The sequence below is a fragment of the Sphingomonas sp. GW821-FHT10C01 genome (genome assembly GCF_059415525.1).
Genome location: NZ_JBWKNK010000001.1, coordinates 941,342 through 956,585, shown reverse-complemented (window position 1 = coordinate 956,585; position 15,244 = coordinate 941,342). Strand labels below are relative to the sequence as shown.

Genomic DNA, 15,244 nt, shown 5'->3' with positions numbered 1-15,244 from the left:
ATGGCAGTCTATACGCAGGTCTCGGCGGAAGCGCTCGCCGGCTTCCTGGCACGCTATGACGTGGGCGAGCTGGTCTCGGCCAAGGGCATCGCCGAGGGGGTCGAGAATTCCAACTATCTCGTCGAGACGACACGCGACCGCTTCATCCTGACGCTCTACGAAAAGCGTGTCGAGGCCGCCGACCTGCCCTATTTCATGGGTCTGCTCGATCATCTCGCCACCAAGGGCCTGCCGGTCCCGCCCGCGATCAAGGATCGGGGCGGCCTCGAGATTCAGGAACTGAACGGCCGCCCTGCCTGCCTGATCAAGTTCCTGTCGGGCATCTCGCTCTCCCACCCCACTCCGGCTCAGGCACGTGCCGCGGGTGAGGCGATGGCGCAGATGCACCGCGCCGTCGCCGACTTCCCGCTCGACCGCCCCAATTCGATGGGTATTGAGACTTGGCGCCCGCTATTTGATCGTTGCGGCGACAGCCTCGACCAGATCGTCCCCGGCCTCCACGCTGATCTCGGCTTCGCGCTCGACGCGACGCTAGCGAACTGGCCGGGCGAGGAACTGGACCGCTGCGCCATCCATGCCGACCTCTTCCCCGATAATGTTCTGATGCTGGGCGAGTCCGTGTCCGGACTGATCGACTTCTACTTCGCCTGCACCGACATCCGCGTCTATGATCTCGCGGTGATGCACAGCGCGTGGAGCTTCGACGCCTATGGCCGCAACTATGACGCGGCCGTCGGCAACGCGCTGATCGCCGGTTACGAGTCAAGCTTCCCGCTGACCGAAACCGAGCGTGCCGCCTTCGCGACGCTGGCGGCGGGCGCGTGCATCCGCTTCTCGCTATCGCGCGCGTGGGACTGGCTCAACACCCCGCCCGATGCGCTGGTGATGCGCAAGGATCCGCTCGCCTATGTCCGGCGGCTCAAGCATTACACGCCCGATCTGGTGAAGCACGTCGCATGACCGAGGAAATGCCGCTGGTCGAGATCGCCACCGATGGCGCGTGCAAGGGCAATCCCGGCCGTGGCGGCTGGGGCGTGCTGCTGCGCATGGGCAGCACCGAGAAGGAACTTTCGGGCGGAGAGCCGCACACGACCAACAACCGCATGGAGCTGATGGCGGCGATCCAGGGCCTCAATGCGCTCAAGAAGCCGTGCCGGGTCAAGCTGTCGACCGACAGCCGCTATGTCATGGACGGCCTCACCAAATGGATCAAAGGCTGGCAGCGCAACGGCTGGAAGACCGCCGACAAGAAGGCGGTCAAGAACGCCGATCTGTGGCAGCAGCTGCTCGATGCGGCCAAGCCGCACCGGATCGAATGGATATGGGTCAAAGGCCATGCCGGCCACCCGGACAACGAACGCGCCGACGGACTCGCCAGCGACGCGGCATTGCGGGCTTAGCTGTCGGCGCCCGATTCCGGGATCCGCCTCCGCTGCGCCCCGCATTCGTCAGTGAGGAAATCGAGCAGCGCCCGCACTGAGGGAAGCAGGCCTCGCCGCGACGGAAAGACGGCGTGGACGATCTCGTTCGCCGGCCGCCATTCAGGCAACACCGTAGCCAGCCGCCCGCTCTCAAGGTCGTCCCAGACGACCAGCGTCGGAAGCCGGACCGCGCCGGCGCCCGCGATCGCGGCAGCACGCAATGCCGCCATGTCATCGGTCACCAGGCGCGGTTGATGACGCACCTCGGCCACACTGCCATCCGCGTGGGTCAAGCGCCAGCGATGCTCGCCTCCAGCCGGACCGAAATCCAGGCTGGGCAAGCCGGCAAGGTCGGCGGGCAGCGCGATGCTGCGGGTTCGCAATAGGTCGGGCGCCGCGACGACCCGGATCGTACGCTCGTCGAAACGGCGCATCACCAGTTCACTCTCGGTGAGCGGCGGCGGACGGACGCGAATGGCGAGATCGAAACCCTCGCCGATCACGTCGACGCGGCGGTTGGTGCTTTCGACATGTAGTTCGACTTCTGGATAGAGCGCCATGAAGCGCCCGAACAATTCCCCGAACTGGAACGCGATCAGGCCGGTGGGACAGCTCAGCCGGATAATGCCTCGGGGCGTCGCACTAGACTGATCGATCGCCATCTGTGCAGCCTCGGCCTCGACCAGCATCGCGACGCAGTGGCGGTAATATTCGCGACCGATCTCGGTTACAGAGAAGCGGCGGGTCGATCGCTGAATCAACCTTACGCCCAGCCGCTCCTCGAGCAGCCCAATGCGGCGGCTGAGCTTCGACTTCTGCATCCCCAGTGCTCGCGCCGCTGCGGCGAAGCCGCCATGATCGACCGCCTGGACGAAGAGATAGAGGTCGTTGAGGTCCCGCATCGTCCTATTGGTAGGACACTGAGTCCATTTTCACAATCTTCTGCCCAGATTGGCGCGCGATTATTGTGTTCTCCAACAAGCGCACTCCCTTCGGAGGGCGCGGGAGAAATACCATGAAGACGATCCTCGGCACCTACAGCAACCCCAACCAGCATTGGGTCGGCGACGGCTTTCCGGTGCGCTCGCTCTTTTCGTACAACAGCCTCGGCGGGCAGGTGAGCCCGTTCCTGCTGCTCGACTACGCCGGCCCGTATAATTTCGCGCCGACCACCAACCGGCGCGGCGTTGGCCAGCATCCTCATCGCGGGTTCGAGACGGTCACGATCGTCTATGAGGGTGAGGTCGAGCACAAGGATTCGGCCGGAAACGGCGGCATCATCGGCCCGGGCGACGTCCAGTGGATGACCGCCGCAGGCGGCATCCTGCACGAGGAGTATCACTCCCCGGCGTTCGGCAAGACCGGCGGCCCGTTCCGCATGGTCCAGCTCTGGGTCAATCTGCCCGCCAAGGACAAGATGGCGCCGGGCGGCTACCAAGGCATCACCGCAGCGGACATCCCGACGGTCGAGCTTCCCGAAGGCGCGGGCCTTGCCCGGGTGATCGCGGGTGAGCTGTTCGGCGCGAAGGGGCCGGCGCGCACCTTCACCCCAATCAACGTCTGGGACGTGCGTCTGAACCGCGACGCCGATCTGACGCTCGACCTGCCCGAAGGGCACACCGCGATGCTTGTGGTGCTCGGCGGCCATGTCACCGTCAACGACAGCGAAACCGCGCGCGAGGCAGAGATGCTGCTGCTCAGCCGTGACGGCGACGGCGTCCGGATCCATGCGGACGGCGATGCAATGATCCTCGTCCTGACCGGTGAGCCGATCGACGAACCGATCGCAGGCTACGGTCCGTTCGTGATGAACAGCGAAGCGGAGATCCGTCAGGCGATCGACGACTTCAACAGCGGCAGGTTCGCGAACGCCGCGGCCTGACGCGGACCCGGCTCCTCTCTTTCCCCCAGGGAGCCGGGTCCCCCTTTCCCTGGACGGCTTCGCGTCCGGCCGTCGCCCCCCACAGGACGCAACAAGAAAGGAACTGTCATGGCCAGCGAGGCTACCCGCGATCCGCTGAAGGATCATCTGCTGACGCCGCAGAATTCGGCGTTTGTCATCATCGACTATCAACCGGTTCAGGTGAATTCGATCGCCTCGATGGATCGCCAGCTGCTGGTGAACAATATCGTCGGCACCGCCAAGGCGGCCGTCGCCTACGGTCTGCCGATCGTCCACTCGACCGTGAATGTCGAAACCGGCCTCAATCACCCGCCCATCCCGCAGGTTCGCAAGGTGCTGGCGGACTATCCGACCTACGACCGCACCACGATCAACAGCTGGGAAGACGTCGAATTCCGCAAGGCGGTCGAGGCGACCGGCCGCAAGAAACTGATCATGACCGCGCTGTGGACCGAGGCGTGCCTCACCTTCCCCGCGCTCGACGCGCTGGCGGCGGGTTACGAGGTTTATGTCCCGGTCGACGCCGTCGGCGGCACCTCGCTCGCCGCACACGATGCCGCACTGCGCCGCATCGAACAGGCGGGCGGCAAGATGATCTCGGTGCCCCAGCTCTTCTGCGAGCTGCAGCGCGACTGGAAGCGCAGCGAGACCGTCCCCGCCTTCATGAATCTGTTCATCGAGACCGGCGGCACCGCAGGAATTCAGTTCTCCTACGACAAAGCCGATTGACCCGCTTGCCCGCCGGGCCCGTATATCGCCCGGCGGGCAAGCCCAAGCTCAAGGAAAATACCCCATGTCCGCCCCCGCAAACTTCAACGGCGCCCGTCCAGTGATCGATCCCGATGACGCCGTCCTGCTGCTGATCGATCATCAGAGCGGCCTGTTCCAGACCGTCGCCGACATGCCGATGCCCGTGCTTCGCAATCACGCCGCGGCGCTCGCGCGCATGGCGACGCTCGCCAATATGCCGGTGATCACCACCGCGTCGGTGCCGCAAGGACCGAACGGCCCCCTCATTCCCGAGATCCACGAGAATGCCCCGCACGCCCAATATGTTGCGCGCAAGGGCGAGATCAACGCCTGGGACAATCCCGATTTCGTCGCGGCCGTGAAGGCTACCGGCCGCAAGACGCTGATCATCGCGGGCACGATTACCAGCGTCTGCATGGCCTTTCCTTCGATCAGCGCGGTGCAGGACGGCTACCGCGTGTTCGCGGTGGTCGATGCCTCGGGAACCTATTCGAAGATGGCGCAGGAGATAACGCTTGCGCGCGTCGTTCAGGCGGGCGTGGTGCCGATGGATACCGCAGCCGTGGCGTCGGAACTCCAGCGCACCTGGCATCGCGACGACGCCGCCGATTGGGCGCAGGTATATACGAAGATCTTCCCGCCCTATCAGCTCCTGATCGAAAGCTACGCCAAGGCACAGCAGGTCGCGACCGAGCATGAACTGCTCGATTCACAGCGCGACTGAGGCAAGCCGAATACAAGAACCGCTCCGGAGGCCTCCCCTCCGGAGCGGTTCCTATACTGGCATGAATCGATACCTGTTCCCGCTCAACGGCCATGCCGCCACGCGCAGTGGCGGATCAGCGGCCGCGATGGGCGGAATGAAACCGGTCAGCCTTCCTCGACTGGCGCGCCCGGCCCGTTCTTCAGGATCGACTCGATCGCGTTCCGTGCCGAGGCCTTGCTGGTATAGCCCTCGGTCCAGAAGATGATTTCGCTATTGTACTTGAACTTGGCGACATACTCGCCAGCCTTGTTCTGCTCGATCACGAACTTGTGCGCCATACGGGCCTCCATCGTTGCGGCCCTCGAACGATAGCCATTCCACGCGGCGCGTCTAGTCGCGGAATCGTTCGATTGAATAGGTTGCCGGGTCGATATGCGCGATCGCAGGATCGGGCGCGGTGCCGAGCAGCATCGATGCCGCCAGCGCCGACGCTGCGGGGGAAGTCTGGATGCCAAACCCGCCCTGCCCCGCACACCAGAACAGGCCGGGGGCCGCTGGGTCGAATCCGTACACCGGCTTGCGGTCCGGCGCGAAGCTGCGCAGCCCTGCCCATTTCCGCTCGACCGCCTCGACCGTCCAGTCGACCGCGCTCTGCAGCTTATCGATCGCGATCGCGACATCGATCTCGTCGGGCGCCGCGTCGCATGGAATGCTTGGGATCTCATCATGCGGCGATAGCCACAGCCGCCCCGCCTCGGGCTTGAAGTAGAATCGGTCGCGCGCGTCGGTCACCAGCGGCAGCGCCGCCGTCGCCGGCGGATCGACCCGCAGCTGGACCATCGTGCGGCGCAGCGGGGCGATGCCAATCGCCGAAGCGCCCGCCAGTTGCGCTACCGGATCGGCCCAGGCCCCCGCCGCGTTGACCAGCACATCGCCCTCGAACACGCCCGCTCGCGTCTCGACCCGCCAGTACCCGTCACGCTTCGCCCCGGTAACATTGGCGGAACACACCAGCTCCGCGCCGCCGCGCCGCGCCAAGGCGAGCCAGGCCGCATGCAACCGCGCGACGTCGATGTCGCTACAGGTCGGGTCCCACAGCCCTTCGGTCCATTCGGGGCGCAGACCCGGACAGCGCGCCGCCGGGTCCGTTTCGGCCAGCGTCACCCCCGCCGCCGCGAACGCCTCCGCGAACCCGTCCAGCACATGCCGGTCGGCCCGCGTGGCGATGAACAACTGCCCGCGCGGCGTCAGAAAGTCTTCGCCGCCCATCTCCACAGGCGGATCGCACAGGAATGGGTGCGATGCGATCGACAGCGGCTGAATATCCGGCCCGCCATAGGTTTCGGACCAGAAGGCCGCCGAACGACCGGTGGCGTGATAGCCCGGCTGCGTCTCCGCCTCGATCATCAGTACGCGCGCATGGGGCGCGACCCGCGCGGCAAGGCTGGCCCCGGCGATTCCGGCGCCGATAATCACGACATCGTAACGGCTCATTTCCCCGGCGTCTGCGCCTCCAGAAACCGGTCGATCTCACCGATCGCGCGATCCCGCACGGCATCCGCCTCGCGCAGGATCTCGTGTGCGCTTTCCGGTCCGAAACGCACGACGCGCGCATCGGGGAGTTTTGCTAGCGTGGCAAGTCCCGCCTTGGCATCGACCAGCCCGTCCGCCTCCGCGACCAGCGCGAGCATCGGCACGTTCATCGTGGCGAGCGCCGGATTCTCCCGCAGTTCGCGGGTCGAACGGAACGCCTCGATCAGCCAGTTCCAGCTCGGCGGGCCGGTGACGTTGGCGGGATTCGCCTTCTGCCACCAAAGCTCATCCTGATAGCGGTCACGGTCATGGGTCAGCAGCGATTGGCGCGACTCGATCGTGTAGGGCCGCTCATTGTCCTTCCACGCGGCCCGCGCCGGATTGCCCAGGCCTCCCATGAAGCGCGCGAACCGCTCGCCGACCGACGCCAGGCCGAGCGGCGATTTGAGGCCTAGCATCGGCGCGACCAGCACGGCGGCATCGGGCTTTATCGCCCGCTCCACCAGCGCGCGCAGCACCAGATGCCCGCCCATCGAATGGCCCATCACGATATGCGGTCCGGGTGTCGACGCCTGCCACTCGCGTGCAAAGGCGCGATAATCGGCGATATAGTCGGCGAAGTCCCGGATATGCCCGCACTTCGCGCCGTCGACGCGGCCCGATCCGCTCTGCCCGCGCCAGTCGAACGAGGCGATGTGCCAACCCTGACCATGCCAGTGGGCCAGCGTTTCCAGATATTTCTCGACCACGTCGCCGCGCCCGCCTTGGAACAGGATCGAACCCCGCGCGGGGCCGGTCACTGGCCAATCGAAGCGGCGCAACCGCCAGCCATCTTCGGCAGTCCAGCTGCCGATGGTCGCACCCCCGGGAATCACCCTGCGATCGAATGGTGAAGACGCCATTTGGGTTGGTTACGTTTTGGAAAGCCGCCGCGTCTAGAGATTAGTCGATATGGGGGCGTTAACATCTACAATTCTGCTGGTCGCGCTTGGCCTGATCCTGGTCTCCGCCGGGATCGAGGACGCGCGCAAGCGAGAGATCGCCAACTGGAAGAACGCCGCCATCGCGCTGCTTGCCGTGCCATGGTGGATCGCGAACGGGCTAACCTTCTGGCCCGACATCGTCATCCAGATCGGTATTGCGCTGGTAGTATTCGCGGTGTTCGCCGCGGCCTTCCATTTCGGGATGATGGGCGGCGGTGACGTCAAGATGATCGGCGCGCTCGCGCTCTGGTTTCCGTTCCAGCCGCTGGTGACGATGCTGATCATCATGTCGCTGGCCGGCGGGGCCATCACCTTGCTGATGTTGATCGACAAATGGCTGCGTCGCCAGAGCGCCCAGCCGGAGGTGCCATATGGCATCGCGATCGCCATCGCCGCCCTTCTCACACTTCGCGAACCGATTCTTAACCACTTCTCGTGAATGCTTAACGCCGGTGAAACCCGGTCCTGAAGACTGAAAGGCCTGAAACGTCATGGATGGACGGAAGATCATTTTGCTGGTGGGCGCGTTGATTATCGCCGCCATCACCGCATTCATGGCCCGGACCCTGATGGTCGGGACTCCAGCCCCTGTCGCCGATGCGGCACCCACCGCCGGCGGCCCCGCGCCGATCCAGGGGGTCGAGGTGCTAGTCGCGACCAAGGCGCTCCCCGTCGGTACGATCCTGGGGCCGGAATCAATCAAGTTCGTTCCCTGGCCCGCTGAGCTGGTCGAGGGCGCCTATTATCGCAAGGCCGATACCGACCTCAAGACGCTGCAGGGCACGGTGGTCCGCTTCGCGATCCCAGCCGGCCAGCCGATCACACAGGGCGGACTGGTCAAGCCCGGCGACCGCGGCTTCCTCGCCGCGGCGCTCGGCGCAGGCATGCGCGCGGTGACGGTCCCGGTTTCCGCCCAGAGCGCGGTCGCGGGCTTCGTCTTCCCGGGCGACCGGGTCGACCTGCTGCTGACCCAGACCGTTCCGGGCGGCGGCGACGGCCCTCCGCTCAAGGTGTCGGAGACGGTGCTACGCAACCTGCGCGTGCTCGCCACCGACCAGAAGACCGACAAGCAGACCGATGAGAGCGGCAACACCGTCGTCAACACCTACTCGACCGTCACGGTCGAAGCGACGCCACGTATCGCCGAGAAGATCGCGGTCGCGCAGACATTGGGTTCGCTCTCGCTGTCGCTGCGCTCGATCGCCGACAATAACGGCGATCTCGAGGAAGCGATCGCTGCCGGTGATGTTTCAGTGCCCGACAGCAACGATCCCAAGGCAGAGAAAGCTATGCTCGCTCGTGTCGCCGCGCGCCCGCAAGAGGGCCGTGCGACCCTGTCCACCGGTGCCGATGTGTCGCGTTTCCAGCGCAGCACCGTGCCGGGCAAGCCGGCCGATCGCAGCGAGGGCGCGTCCGGAGGCGCGTATCCGGGCGGAATGCCCAAAGCCGATGGACCAGTCGTCAAGGTTTCTCGGGGCAACACCGTTACCGTTGTTCCCGTGGGGGGGAATAGATAATGCGTTTCGCAACGATCCTGCGCCGCTCGCTCGCGGCAACGGTGGCGACGGCCCTGGTGATGACCGGGCCGGTGTCGCCGGGCTTCGCCCAGTCGAAGCGGCAAGGCGCCCGTGTGGGGGAGCCGGCGGGAAGCCAGCGCCCGACCCGCGACGTCTGGCTCTCGATCGGCGAAGGCGAGCGTATCACGCTGCCGTCCAACGTCGCCGAGGTGTGGACCTCCAACCCCGAGGTTGCCGACGTCTATGTCAGCAATCCCCGCCAGATAAACCTGTTCGGCAAGTCGTTCGGTGAAGCGACGATCTTCGCCACATCGGCCGGCGGCTCAGTCGTTTATTCGGCGCGCGTTCGGGTGAACCAGAACGTCACTTCGGTCGATCGCGTGCTCAAGGTCGCGATGCCGGATTCGGACATCACCGTCACAACGGTGGGCCAGGTCGCCGTGCTGACCGGCACCGTGGGCACCCCTGAGGATGTCGCGTCGGCGAACCGGCTGGTCGCCTCGCTGCTCAATCCGGGGGTCGATGTGACCGCGCCGGGTGCGACGCTCAAGATGGCTGTGATCAACCACCTCAAGACCGCGACGCCGCTTCAGGTCAATCTGCAGGTTCGCATTGCCGAAGTGAGCCGCAGCTTCTCCAAGAGCTTCGGCGTCAACCTCACCTCGCGCGACAGCAGCGGCGGGTTCCTGTTCGGAATCGGCCAGGGCCGCCAGGGTTCGATCACTGCGGGACCCAACGGTACGACCTACACCTTCCCGGCCGGACCTCCGCCGCGGGGCGGCACGATGTTCGGCGCGGCCGGCAAGATCCTCGGCCTCGACATCCTCGGCTCGCTCGATCTGGGCGAACAGATTGGTCAGGTCACCACGCTCGCCAACCCGAATCTGACCGCGCTGTCGGGCGAGACCGGCTCGTTCCTTGCGGGCGGCGAAATTCCGATCCCGATCAGCCAGGGGCTAGGCGCGGTGTCGGTCGAGTATAAGCAATATGGCGTCAGCCTCGCCTATACCCCGACGGTGCTGTCGGACGGCCGCATCTCGCTGCGCGTCCGCCCGGAAGTGTCACAGCTTTCGGCGGCCGGCGCGGTGACGATCGGCGGCACGCAGGTGCCGGCGCTCACCACGCGGCGTGCCGAGACCACGGTCGAGCTTGGATCGGGCCAGAGCCTGATGATCGGCGGCCTGCTTCAAAACACGCACGACAATTCGATCGATCAGGCGCCGGGCCTCGGCCATATCCCGATCCTGGGCGCGCTGTTCCGCTCGAACGGCTTCAAACGCAACGAGACCGAGCTGGTGATCGTCATCACCCCCTATCTGGTGAAGCCGGTCAACGCGAACGAGATCCGCCTGCCCACCGACGGTTATCGCGCGCCGACCGATGCCGGCCGCGTGTTCCTGGGTGAACTGGGCAAGGGCGACAGCGGTGCGCAGCGTCCGATGCCGCAAATGGCGCCACCGGCCGCAACCGGCCCATCGCTCGGCGCCGTGAACCCGATGCCGACCGACCCGCAACCGCAGCAGCCGTTCGCAACGCCCGCTCAGCCGGCGCTGGTGCAGGGCAAGCAGCCCAAGCGGAAGAAGGGGTCAGATGCCCCCGCTCCCGGCTTCGGCTTCAATTGATCGCAGGAGGAACGCCCATGTCGACGCGTAACACGATCCTGCTGCTGACCGGCGCCGCCGCCGTGCTCACAGCATGCGGCCCGACAACCATGCCGAAGAATCGCGGCGTGGAATCGATCAACCAGCCCGTAGTCGCCCGCACCGACTATGCCTTCGACGCTGCCACCGACGGCAGCGGCTTCGCTCCGGGCGAGCGGGCGCGGGTCGCTGGCTGGCTCGCCTCGCTACGCTTGTCCTATGGCGACCGCGTCTATGTGGACGATCCCGGTGGTGCGGGTGTGCGGAGCGAAGTTGCCGCGGAGGCCAACCGCTACGGCATCCTTCTGTCCGACAATGCCCCCATGACCCCCGGCGCGATCGCCCCGGGGACCGCGCGCGTCATCGTCAGCCGGATGCGCGCGACCGTCCCGGGCTGCCCAAACTGGGCACGCGAGGGTCAGGTCGATACCGACAATATCGCCAGCGCCAACTATGGTTGCTCGGTCAACGGCAACCTCGCCGCGATGATCGCTCGCCCCGAGGATCTCGTCCGTGGTCAACCGGGTACGGAAACCGCTGATCCGCTCACCAATTCGAAGGCGATCGACGCGCTGCGTAAGGCACCTCCGACCGGTGCGAGCGGCCTGAAGAGCGAATCCGCGGGAGGCAGCAAGTGAACGCACCCTTCAGCTCCGGGCGCACCGCGCATCGCGAGCCGTTCGTCGCTTTCGTTTGCGACGAGTCGACGGCGGAATCGCTCCGCCCGATCGCGATCGAGCAAGGCTGGAATCCCGAGCGGGTCAACAAGGGCGGCCTGCGCAATGCCGTGCAGACGCTCTCGGTCTCGGCCAGCCCCAACATCCTGTTCGTCGATCTTTCGGAGAGCGGCGACCCCCTCAACGACATCAACGCCTTGGCCGAGGTCTGCGAACCCGGCACCGTGGTGATCGCGGCAGGTCAGGTGAATGACGTTCGCCTGTACCGTGACCTCGTCGCCTCGGGTATCCAGGACTATCTGCTCAAGCCGCTCAACCCGGACGTGCTGCGGGAGACTTTCGTCCAGGCCCAGGCCGCCCTGAACGCGCCTAAGCAGAGCGACGCGCCGACCGATCGCCCACATTGCGCGGTGGCGGTCATCGGAACGCGCGGCGGCGTCGGCGCGTCGACGATCGCGACCTCCATTTCCTGGCTGATGAGCGAAAAGGGCGGACGCACCACGGCGCTGCTCGATCTCGACGTGCATTTCGGGACCGGCGCCCTCGCGCTCGACCTCGAGCCTGGGCGTGGCCTCACCGACGCGATCGAGAATCCGAGCCGCATCGACGGGTTGTTTATCGAACGTGCGATGGTGAAGGCGTCCGACAAGCTTGCCGTGCTCTCCGCCGAAGCGCCGATCAACTCGCCGGTGATGACCGACGGAGCGGCCTTCTTCCAGCTTCAGGAGGAAATCCGTAGCGCATTCGAATGCACCGTCGTCGATCTCCCGCGGTCGATGCTGGTCAATTACCCGCACCTGATCACCGACGTTCAGGTCGCGGTGCTGGTCACCGAACTGACGCTGGCGGCGGCGCGCGACGCGATCCGTATCTTGAGCTGGTTCAAGTCCAACGCGCCGCACACCCAGATGATCGTCGTCGCCAACCGCGTTCCCGCGGGCGGCCAGCTCGAAATCAGCCGGAAGGACTTCGAAGGGTCGATCGAACGCAAGATCGATTATCTCCTGCCCTATGATCCCAAAACCGCCGTCCAGGCCGCCAAACTCGGCAAGCCGCTGGCCGAAGCGGGCAAAGGCGTGAAGGGTCTCAGCCCCCTCGCTGAGATCGCGGAGCGTGTCGTCGCCTATACCGATTCGGCCGAAGACACGAAGGATGCAAAGGGCAAGGGAGCGAAGGGCGACGCGGGCAAGAGCAACTCGCTGCTCGGCAAGCTTTCAAGCCTGTCGATCAAACTGCCTGGCAAGAAGAAGTAACGCCGGCCGGCGCAAGGCCGGTCCGCTCAGGGTTCGGAGTCGTAGCAAGGCATGGATATGTTGCCGATCATGCTGCTCGCAGGGGGCGCCTTCATGGTGCTGCTGCTGCTGGTCCTCGCCTTCGCCGGTCCCTCGGCGCAGAAGGCTGGCGCGCGGCGGCTGACCTCGCTCCGCGATCGTCACGCCGGCGTTGTCGGCTCCGGTGCGGTCGAAGCGCAGATGCGCAAGATCTCGACCGCGCGCGCCACCAACATGGACAAGGCGGCGGCACGCTTCCTGCCCAACCCGGCCCTACTCGGCAAACGGCTCGAGATGACCGGCAAGGGCTGGAGCGTCGGTCAATATGGCCTGGTCACCTTGTGCCTGACGCTGGTCATCACCGCCGCAATGGCGGTCCAGGGGCTGCCGCTCCTGCTCGCGCTGCTTGTCGGTCTGGTGGTCGGCGTCGGCCTCCCGCATGCTGTTGTCGGCTTCTTCATCAAGAAGCGTATCGACAAGTTCACCGCCAAGTTTCCCGACGCGATCGAACTGCTGGTGCGCGGTCTGCGTTCCGGCCTTCCGATCACCGAGACGATGGGCGTCGTCGGTGCCGAGGTCGACGGCCCGGTGGGCGAGGAATTCCGCTCGATCTCGGACAAGATGAAGATCGGCCGCACCCTCGATCAGGCGCTTCAGGAAACCGCCGACCGGCTGGGCACACCCGAATTCCAGTTCTTCTGCATCACCATCGCGATTCAGCGCGAGACCGGCGGCAACCTTGCCGAAACGCTCGCCAACCTCGCCGATGTGCTGCGCAAGCGCGCGCAGATGAAGCTCAAGATTCGCGCCATGTCGTCGGAATCGAAGGCGTCGGCCTATATCATCGGCTCGCTGCCCTTCATCGTGTTCATGATGATCTGGTTCATCAGCGGCGAGTACATGCAGAAATTCTTCGTCGACGAACGGCTGATGATCGCCGGCGGCGGCGGACTCGTCTGGATGGCGATCGGCGGCCTCATCATGGCCAAGATGATCAGTTTCGAGATTTGATGCCATGATCAGCAGCCCCAACGGACCCACACTTCTTGGCGTCGACGTCATCTATGTCGCGACGTTGCTTGCGGGCGTGGCGGCGTTCTGCGTCCTCTTCGCCATCTACGCCGCGACCACGGTACGCGATCCGATGGCCAAGCGGGTCAAGGCGCTCAACGAACGTCGCGAGCAGTTGAAGGCCGGCATCACCGCATCGACCAGCAAGCGCCGCGCAAAACTGGTCCGCCAGAACGACACCACCGATCGTCTCCGCTCCTTCCTCTCATCGCTGAAGGTGCTTCAGGACGAGCAGGTGCAGGCCGCGCAGACCAAGCTGCTCCAGGCCGGCATCCGGTCCAAGGATTATGCCTATGCCGTGATCTTCGGCCGCATGGTGATGCCGATCGTGATCGGCGGGATCATGCTGTTCGTGGTGTATGGGACCGAGCTGTTCGCGGACTGGACGCCGATCAAGGCCTATGGCCTGGTCGCGGGCAGCTTCATCCTCGCCTACAAAGGCCCGGACATCTATCTCAAGAACAAGATTCAGAAGCGCAGCGCGGCGATCCGCAAGGGCATTCCCGATGCGCTCGACCTGCTGGTGATCTGCGCCGAGGCGGGCCTGACCGTCGACGCGGCGTTCGGCCGAGTCTCCCGGGAATTGGGCAAGGCCTATCCCGAACTGGGTGAGGAATTCTCGCTCACCGCGATCGAGCTGGGCTTCCTCACCGATCGCCGCATGGCGTTCGAGAATCTAGCGAAGCGCATCGATCTCGATTCGGTGCGCGGCGTGGTCACCACGATGATCCAGACCGAGAAGTACGGCACCCCGCTCGCCTCGGCGCTGCGCGTGCTGTCGAGCGAGTTCCGCAACGAACGCATGATGCGCGCCGAGGAAAAGGCCGCGCGCCTGCCCGCGATCATGACCGTGCCGCTGATCCTGTTCATCCTGCCCGTGCTGTTCATCGTGATCCTCGGGCCGGCGGCCTGTTCGATCAACGATGCGCTGATGAGTGGCTAGGGCGCGACCGGTGTCCGCCAGCCGCTGTTCACATCGCCGTCGCGCCAGCTAGGGAAGTTCGATGCCGTTCACCTCTCCCTTCGGATGGGTCCTGCTCGTCGCGGCGCTCGCGGCGGGCTGGCTGATCGGCGCGACGACCAGCCCGGTCGTCAGCAAATGGCGCAAACGCTACCGCGAGCGTGAAGTGATCATCGCCAAATACCGACGCGAGATGGAAAAGGCACTGCTCAAGGCACGTGAACGGATCCGCAAGCTCGAACGGGAACGCGCCCCGGGCGACGCCTCGCCGGAAGACTAGGCCCCCGTCACCAGGATCGCACGGTAATTCTCGATCACTTCGGCCAGCGGTCGGCCCTGCCCGTCCACCACCAGCGCACGGTGACGCAGGATCGTCACGGGCGCCGCGCCCTCCCCGTCCCACAGGATTCGGGTCGAGACCGTGCGGCGGCTGGGCGAGAAAGGCAGGATCACGCGGCCGAACGGCACGTCGCTCGTCTCCAGCGCCTCGTTCATCGCTGGCGTGAGCCGGCTGGCAACGTACCAGTTGACCGCCTCCGACAGGATCGCCTCACCGCACATCAAGTGGACGCGGCGATAGCCAAGCCGCTCGCCCTCGGCATCGAGGCGACGGCGGGCAGCCGCCTCGCCCGCGACCAGCCGGTCGCGGCGTACCTGCGCATGGACGCGCGGCGCTCCGGCAAGCCCCAACGCGACCGCGCGCTCCTCGAGCACTTCGGTGGCGGTACGGCCATTCAGGAGTTCAGCGTTGAGGCGGTCGACAGGATTCATTTCTAGGCGTGGTTTCAGGCTCACCGCGCCACCCATCGCC

At 65.6% G+C, this 15,244-nt stretch carries 18 protein-coding genes; 13 read left to right on the top strand and 5 right to left on the bottom strand.

Features of this window, described 5'->3' with window-relative positions; genetic code table 11:
- Both thrB and rnhA read left to right on the top strand, forming a co-directional pair.
- Window positions 1-960, top strand: coding sequence for a homoserine kinase (gene thrB, locus AC07M1_RS04630; RefSeq protein ID WP_495161392.1), 960 nt, complete (start codon window positions 1-3; stop codon window positions 958-960).
- A complete protein-coding gene (gene rnhA / locus AC07M1_RS04625) occupies window positions 957-1,400 on the top strand; it encodes a ribonuclease HI (protein ID WP_495161391.1) in 444 nt (147 codons plus the stop codon). Before thrB ends, rnhA begins: the two co-directional genes overlap by 4 nt.
- Here the strand turns inward: rnhA and AC07M1_RS04620 are convergent.
- Entirely contained in the window at window positions 1,397-2,323 is a 927-nt protein-coding gene (locus tag AC07M1_RS04620; RefSeq protein WP_495161390.1) for a LysR substrate-binding domain-containing protein, read from the bottom strand. The genes rnhA and AC07M1_RS04620 overlap by 4 nt on opposite strands.
- 113 nt (window positions 2,324-2,436) lie before the next feature.
- On the opposite strand from AC07M1_RS04620, the gene AC07M1_RS04615 reads away from it, so the two are divergent.
- The 3 genes from AC07M1_RS04615 (at window position 2,437) to AC07M1_RS04605 (ending at window position 4,798) form a co-directional block, all read left to right on the top strand.
- Entirely contained in the window at window positions 2,437-3,303 is an 867-nt protein-coding gene (locus AC07M1_RS04615; protein WP_495161389.1) for a pirin family protein, read from the top strand.
- A 108-nt stretch (window positions 3,304-3,411) separates the two neighbouring features.
- Window positions 3,412-4,053 carry a hydrolase gene (locus AC07M1_RS04610; RefSeq protein ID WP_495161388.1) on the top strand — a complete coding sequence of 214 codons (642 nt, stop codon included), beginning with the start codon at window positions 3,412-3,414 and terminating at the stop codon, window positions 4,051-4,053.
- Window positions 4,054-4,117: 64 nt separating this feature from the next.
- On the top strand, window positions 4,118-4,798 hold the full coding sequence (locus tag AC07M1_RS04605) for a hydrolase (protein WP_495161387.1): 681 nt from the start codon (window positions 4,118-4,120) through the stop codon (window positions 4,796-4,798).
- 146 nt (window positions 4,799-4,944) lie between these two features.
- On the opposite strand, the gene AC07M1_RS04600 is transcribed toward AC07M1_RS04605, so the two are convergent.
- Genes AC07M1_RS04600 through AC07M1_RS04590 form a run of 3 tightly spaced genes read right to left on the bottom strand, consistent with a single transcriptional unit; the run spans window position 4,945 to window position 7,215 of the window.
- On the bottom strand, window positions 4,945-5,118 hold the full coding sequence (locus AC07M1_RS04600) for a YegP family protein (protein ID WP_495161386.1): 174 nt from the start codon (window positions 5,116-5,118) through the stop codon (window positions 4,945-4,947).
- A gap of 52 nt (window positions 5,119-5,170) precedes the next feature.
- Complete coding sequence (locus AC07M1_RS04595) at window positions 5,171-6,274, bottom strand: NAD(P)/FAD-dependent oxidoreductase (RefSeq protein WP_495161385.1); 1,104 nt, start codon at window positions 6,272-6,274, stop codon at window positions 5,171-5,173.
- The gene (locus tag AC07M1_RS04590) at window positions 6,271-7,215 is read right to left on the bottom strand and encodes an alpha/beta fold hydrolase (protein WP_495161384.1); all 945 of its coding nucleotides are present in this window, start codon (window positions 7,213-7,215) and stop codon (window positions 6,271-6,273) included. The genes AC07M1_RS04595 and AC07M1_RS04590 overlap by 4 nt, the downstream gene beginning before the upstream one ends.
- 49 nt (window positions 7,216-7,264) lie before the next feature.
- Here AC07M1_RS04590 and AC07M1_RS04585 point away from each other — a divergent pair, with 49 nt between their 5' ends.
- The 8 genes from AC07M1_RS04585 to AC07M1_RS04550 all read left to right on the top strand — a co-directional run bounded on the left by AC07M1_RS04585 (window position 7,265) and on the right by AC07M1_RS04550 (window position 14,713).
- Window positions 7,265-7,735 carry an A24 family peptidase gene (locus AC07M1_RS04585; protein WP_495161383.1) on the top strand — a complete coding sequence of 157 codons (471 nt, stop codon included), beginning with the start codon at window positions 7,265-7,267 and terminating at the stop codon, window positions 7,733-7,735.
- A 52-nt stretch (window positions 7,736-7,787) separates the two neighbouring features.
- Complete coding sequence (gene cpaB / locus AC07M1_RS04580; protein ID WP_495161382.1) at window positions 7,788-8,813, top strand: Flp pilus assembly protein CpaB; 1,026 nt, start codon at window positions 7,788-7,790, stop codon at window positions 8,811-8,813.
- Window positions 8,813-10,435 carry a type II and III secretion system protein family protein gene (locus tag AC07M1_RS04575; RefSeq protein ID WP_495161381.1) on the top strand — a complete coding sequence of 541 codons (1,623 nt, stop codon included), beginning with the start codon at window positions 8,813-8,815 and terminating at the stop codon, window positions 10,433-10,435. The genes cpaB and AC07M1_RS04575 overlap by 1 nt, the downstream gene beginning before the upstream one ends.
- A 17-nt stretch (window positions 10,436-10,452) precedes the next feature.
- The gene (locus tag AC07M1_RS04570; protein WP_495161380.1) at window positions 10,453-11,091 is read left to right on the top strand and encodes a CpaD family pilus assembly protein; all 639 of its coding nucleotides are present in this window, start codon (window positions 10,453-10,455) and stop codon (window positions 11,089-11,091) included.
- Window positions 11,088-12,383: a CpaE/TadZ family protein gene (locus tag AC07M1_RS04565; protein WP_495161379.1), complete on the top strand. Its 1,296-nt coding sequence runs from the start codon at window positions 11,088-11,090 to the stop codon at window positions 12,381-12,383. Before AC07M1_RS04570 ends, AC07M1_RS04565 begins: the two co-directional genes overlap by 4 nt.
- A 51-nt stretch (window positions 12,384-12,434) precedes the next feature.
- Complete coding sequence (locus tag AC07M1_RS04560) at window positions 12,435-13,412, top strand: type II secretion system F family protein (protein ID WP_495161378.1); 978 nt, start codon at window positions 12,435-12,437, stop codon at window positions 13,410-13,412.
- A 4-nt stretch (window positions 13,413-13,416) separates the two neighbouring features.
- Entirely contained in the window at window positions 13,417-14,415 is a 999-nt protein-coding gene (locus AC07M1_RS04555; RefSeq protein WP_495161377.1) for a type II secretion system F family protein, read from the top strand.
- 61 nt (window positions 14,416-14,476) lie between these two features.
- Window positions 14,477-14,713, top strand: coding sequence for a hypothetical protein (locus AC07M1_RS04550; protein WP_495161376.1), 237 nt, complete (start codon window positions 14,477-14,479; stop codon window positions 14,711-14,713).
- On the opposite strand, the gene AC07M1_RS04545 is transcribed toward AC07M1_RS04550, so the two are convergent.
- Window positions 14,710-15,204: a chorismate--pyruvate lyase family protein gene (locus tag AC07M1_RS04545; protein ID WP_495161375.1), complete on the bottom strand. Its 495-nt coding sequence runs from the start codon at window positions 15,202-15,204 to the stop codon at window positions 14,710-14,712. The two genes, AC07M1_RS04550 and AC07M1_RS04545, sit on opposite strands and share 4 nt — an antisense overlap.
- Between the last annotated feature and the right edge of the window lie 40 nt (window positions 15,205-15,244).

Bases quoted from the DNA above. Each gene is read 5' to 3' on its own strand.
- thrB (WP_495161392.1), top strand. From the start codon at position 1: ATGGCAGTCTATACGCAGGTCTCGGCGGAAGCGCTCGCCGGCTTCCTG.
- rnhA (WP_495161391.1), top strand. From the start codon at position 957: ATGACCGAGGAAATGCCGCTGGTCGAGATCGCCACCGATGGCGCGTGC.
- AC07M1_RS04620 (WP_495161390.1), bottom strand. From the start codon at position 2,323: ATGCGGGACCTCAACGACCTCTATCTCTTCGTCCAGGCGGTCGATCAT.
- AC07M1_RS04615 (WP_495161389.1), top strand. From the start codon at position 2,437: ATGAAGACGATCCTCGGCACCTACAGCAACCCCAACCAGCATTGGGTC.
- AC07M1_RS04610 (WP_495161388.1), top strand. From the start codon at position 3,412: ATGGCCAGCGAGGCTACCCGCGATCCGCTGAAGGATCATCTGCTGACG.
- AC07M1_RS04605 (WP_495161387.1), top strand. From the start codon at position 4,118: ATGTCCGCCCCCGCAAACTTCAACGGCGCCCGTCCAGTGATCGATCCC.
- AC07M1_RS04600 (WP_495161386.1), bottom strand. From the start codon at position 5,118: ATGGCGCACAAGTTCGTGATCGAGCAGAACAAGGCTGGCGAGTATGTC.
- AC07M1_RS04595 (WP_495161385.1), bottom strand. From the start codon at position 6,274: ATGAGCCGTTACGATGTCGTGATTATCGGCGCCGGAATCGCCGGGGCC.
- AC07M1_RS04590 (WP_495161384.1), bottom strand. From the start codon at position 7,215: ATGGCGTCTTCACCATTCGATCGCAGGGTGATTCCCGGGGGTGCGACC.
- AC07M1_RS04585 (WP_495161383.1), top strand. From the start codon at position 7,265: ATGGGGGCGTTAACATCTACAATTCTGCTGGTCGCGCTTGGCCTGATC.
- cpaB (WP_495161382.1), top strand. From the start codon at position 7,788: ATGGATGGACGGAAGATCATTTTGCTGGTGGGCGCGTTGATTATCGCC.
- AC07M1_RS04575 (WP_495161381.1), top strand. From the start codon at position 8,813: ATGCGTTTCGCAACGATCCTGCGCCGCTCGCTCGCGGCAACGGTGGCG.
- AC07M1_RS04570 (WP_495161380.1), top strand. From the start codon at position 10,453: ATGTCGACGCGTAACACGATCCTGCTGCTGACCGGCGCCGCCGCCGTG.
- AC07M1_RS04560 (WP_495161378.1), top strand. From the start codon at position 12,435: ATGGATATGTTGCCGATCATGCTGCTCGCAGGGGGCGCCTTCATGGTG.
- AC07M1_RS04555 (WP_495161377.1), top strand. From the start codon at position 13,417: ATGATCAGCAGCCCCAACGGACCCACACTTCTTGGCGTCGACGTCATC.
- AC07M1_RS04550 (WP_495161376.1), top strand. From the start codon at position 14,477: ATGCCGTTCACCTCTCCCTTCGGATGGGTCCTGCTCGTCGCGGCGCTC.
- AC07M1_RS04545 (WP_495161375.1), bottom strand. From the start codon at position 15,204: ATGAATCCTGTCGACCGCCTCAACGCTGAACTCCTGAATGGCCGTACC.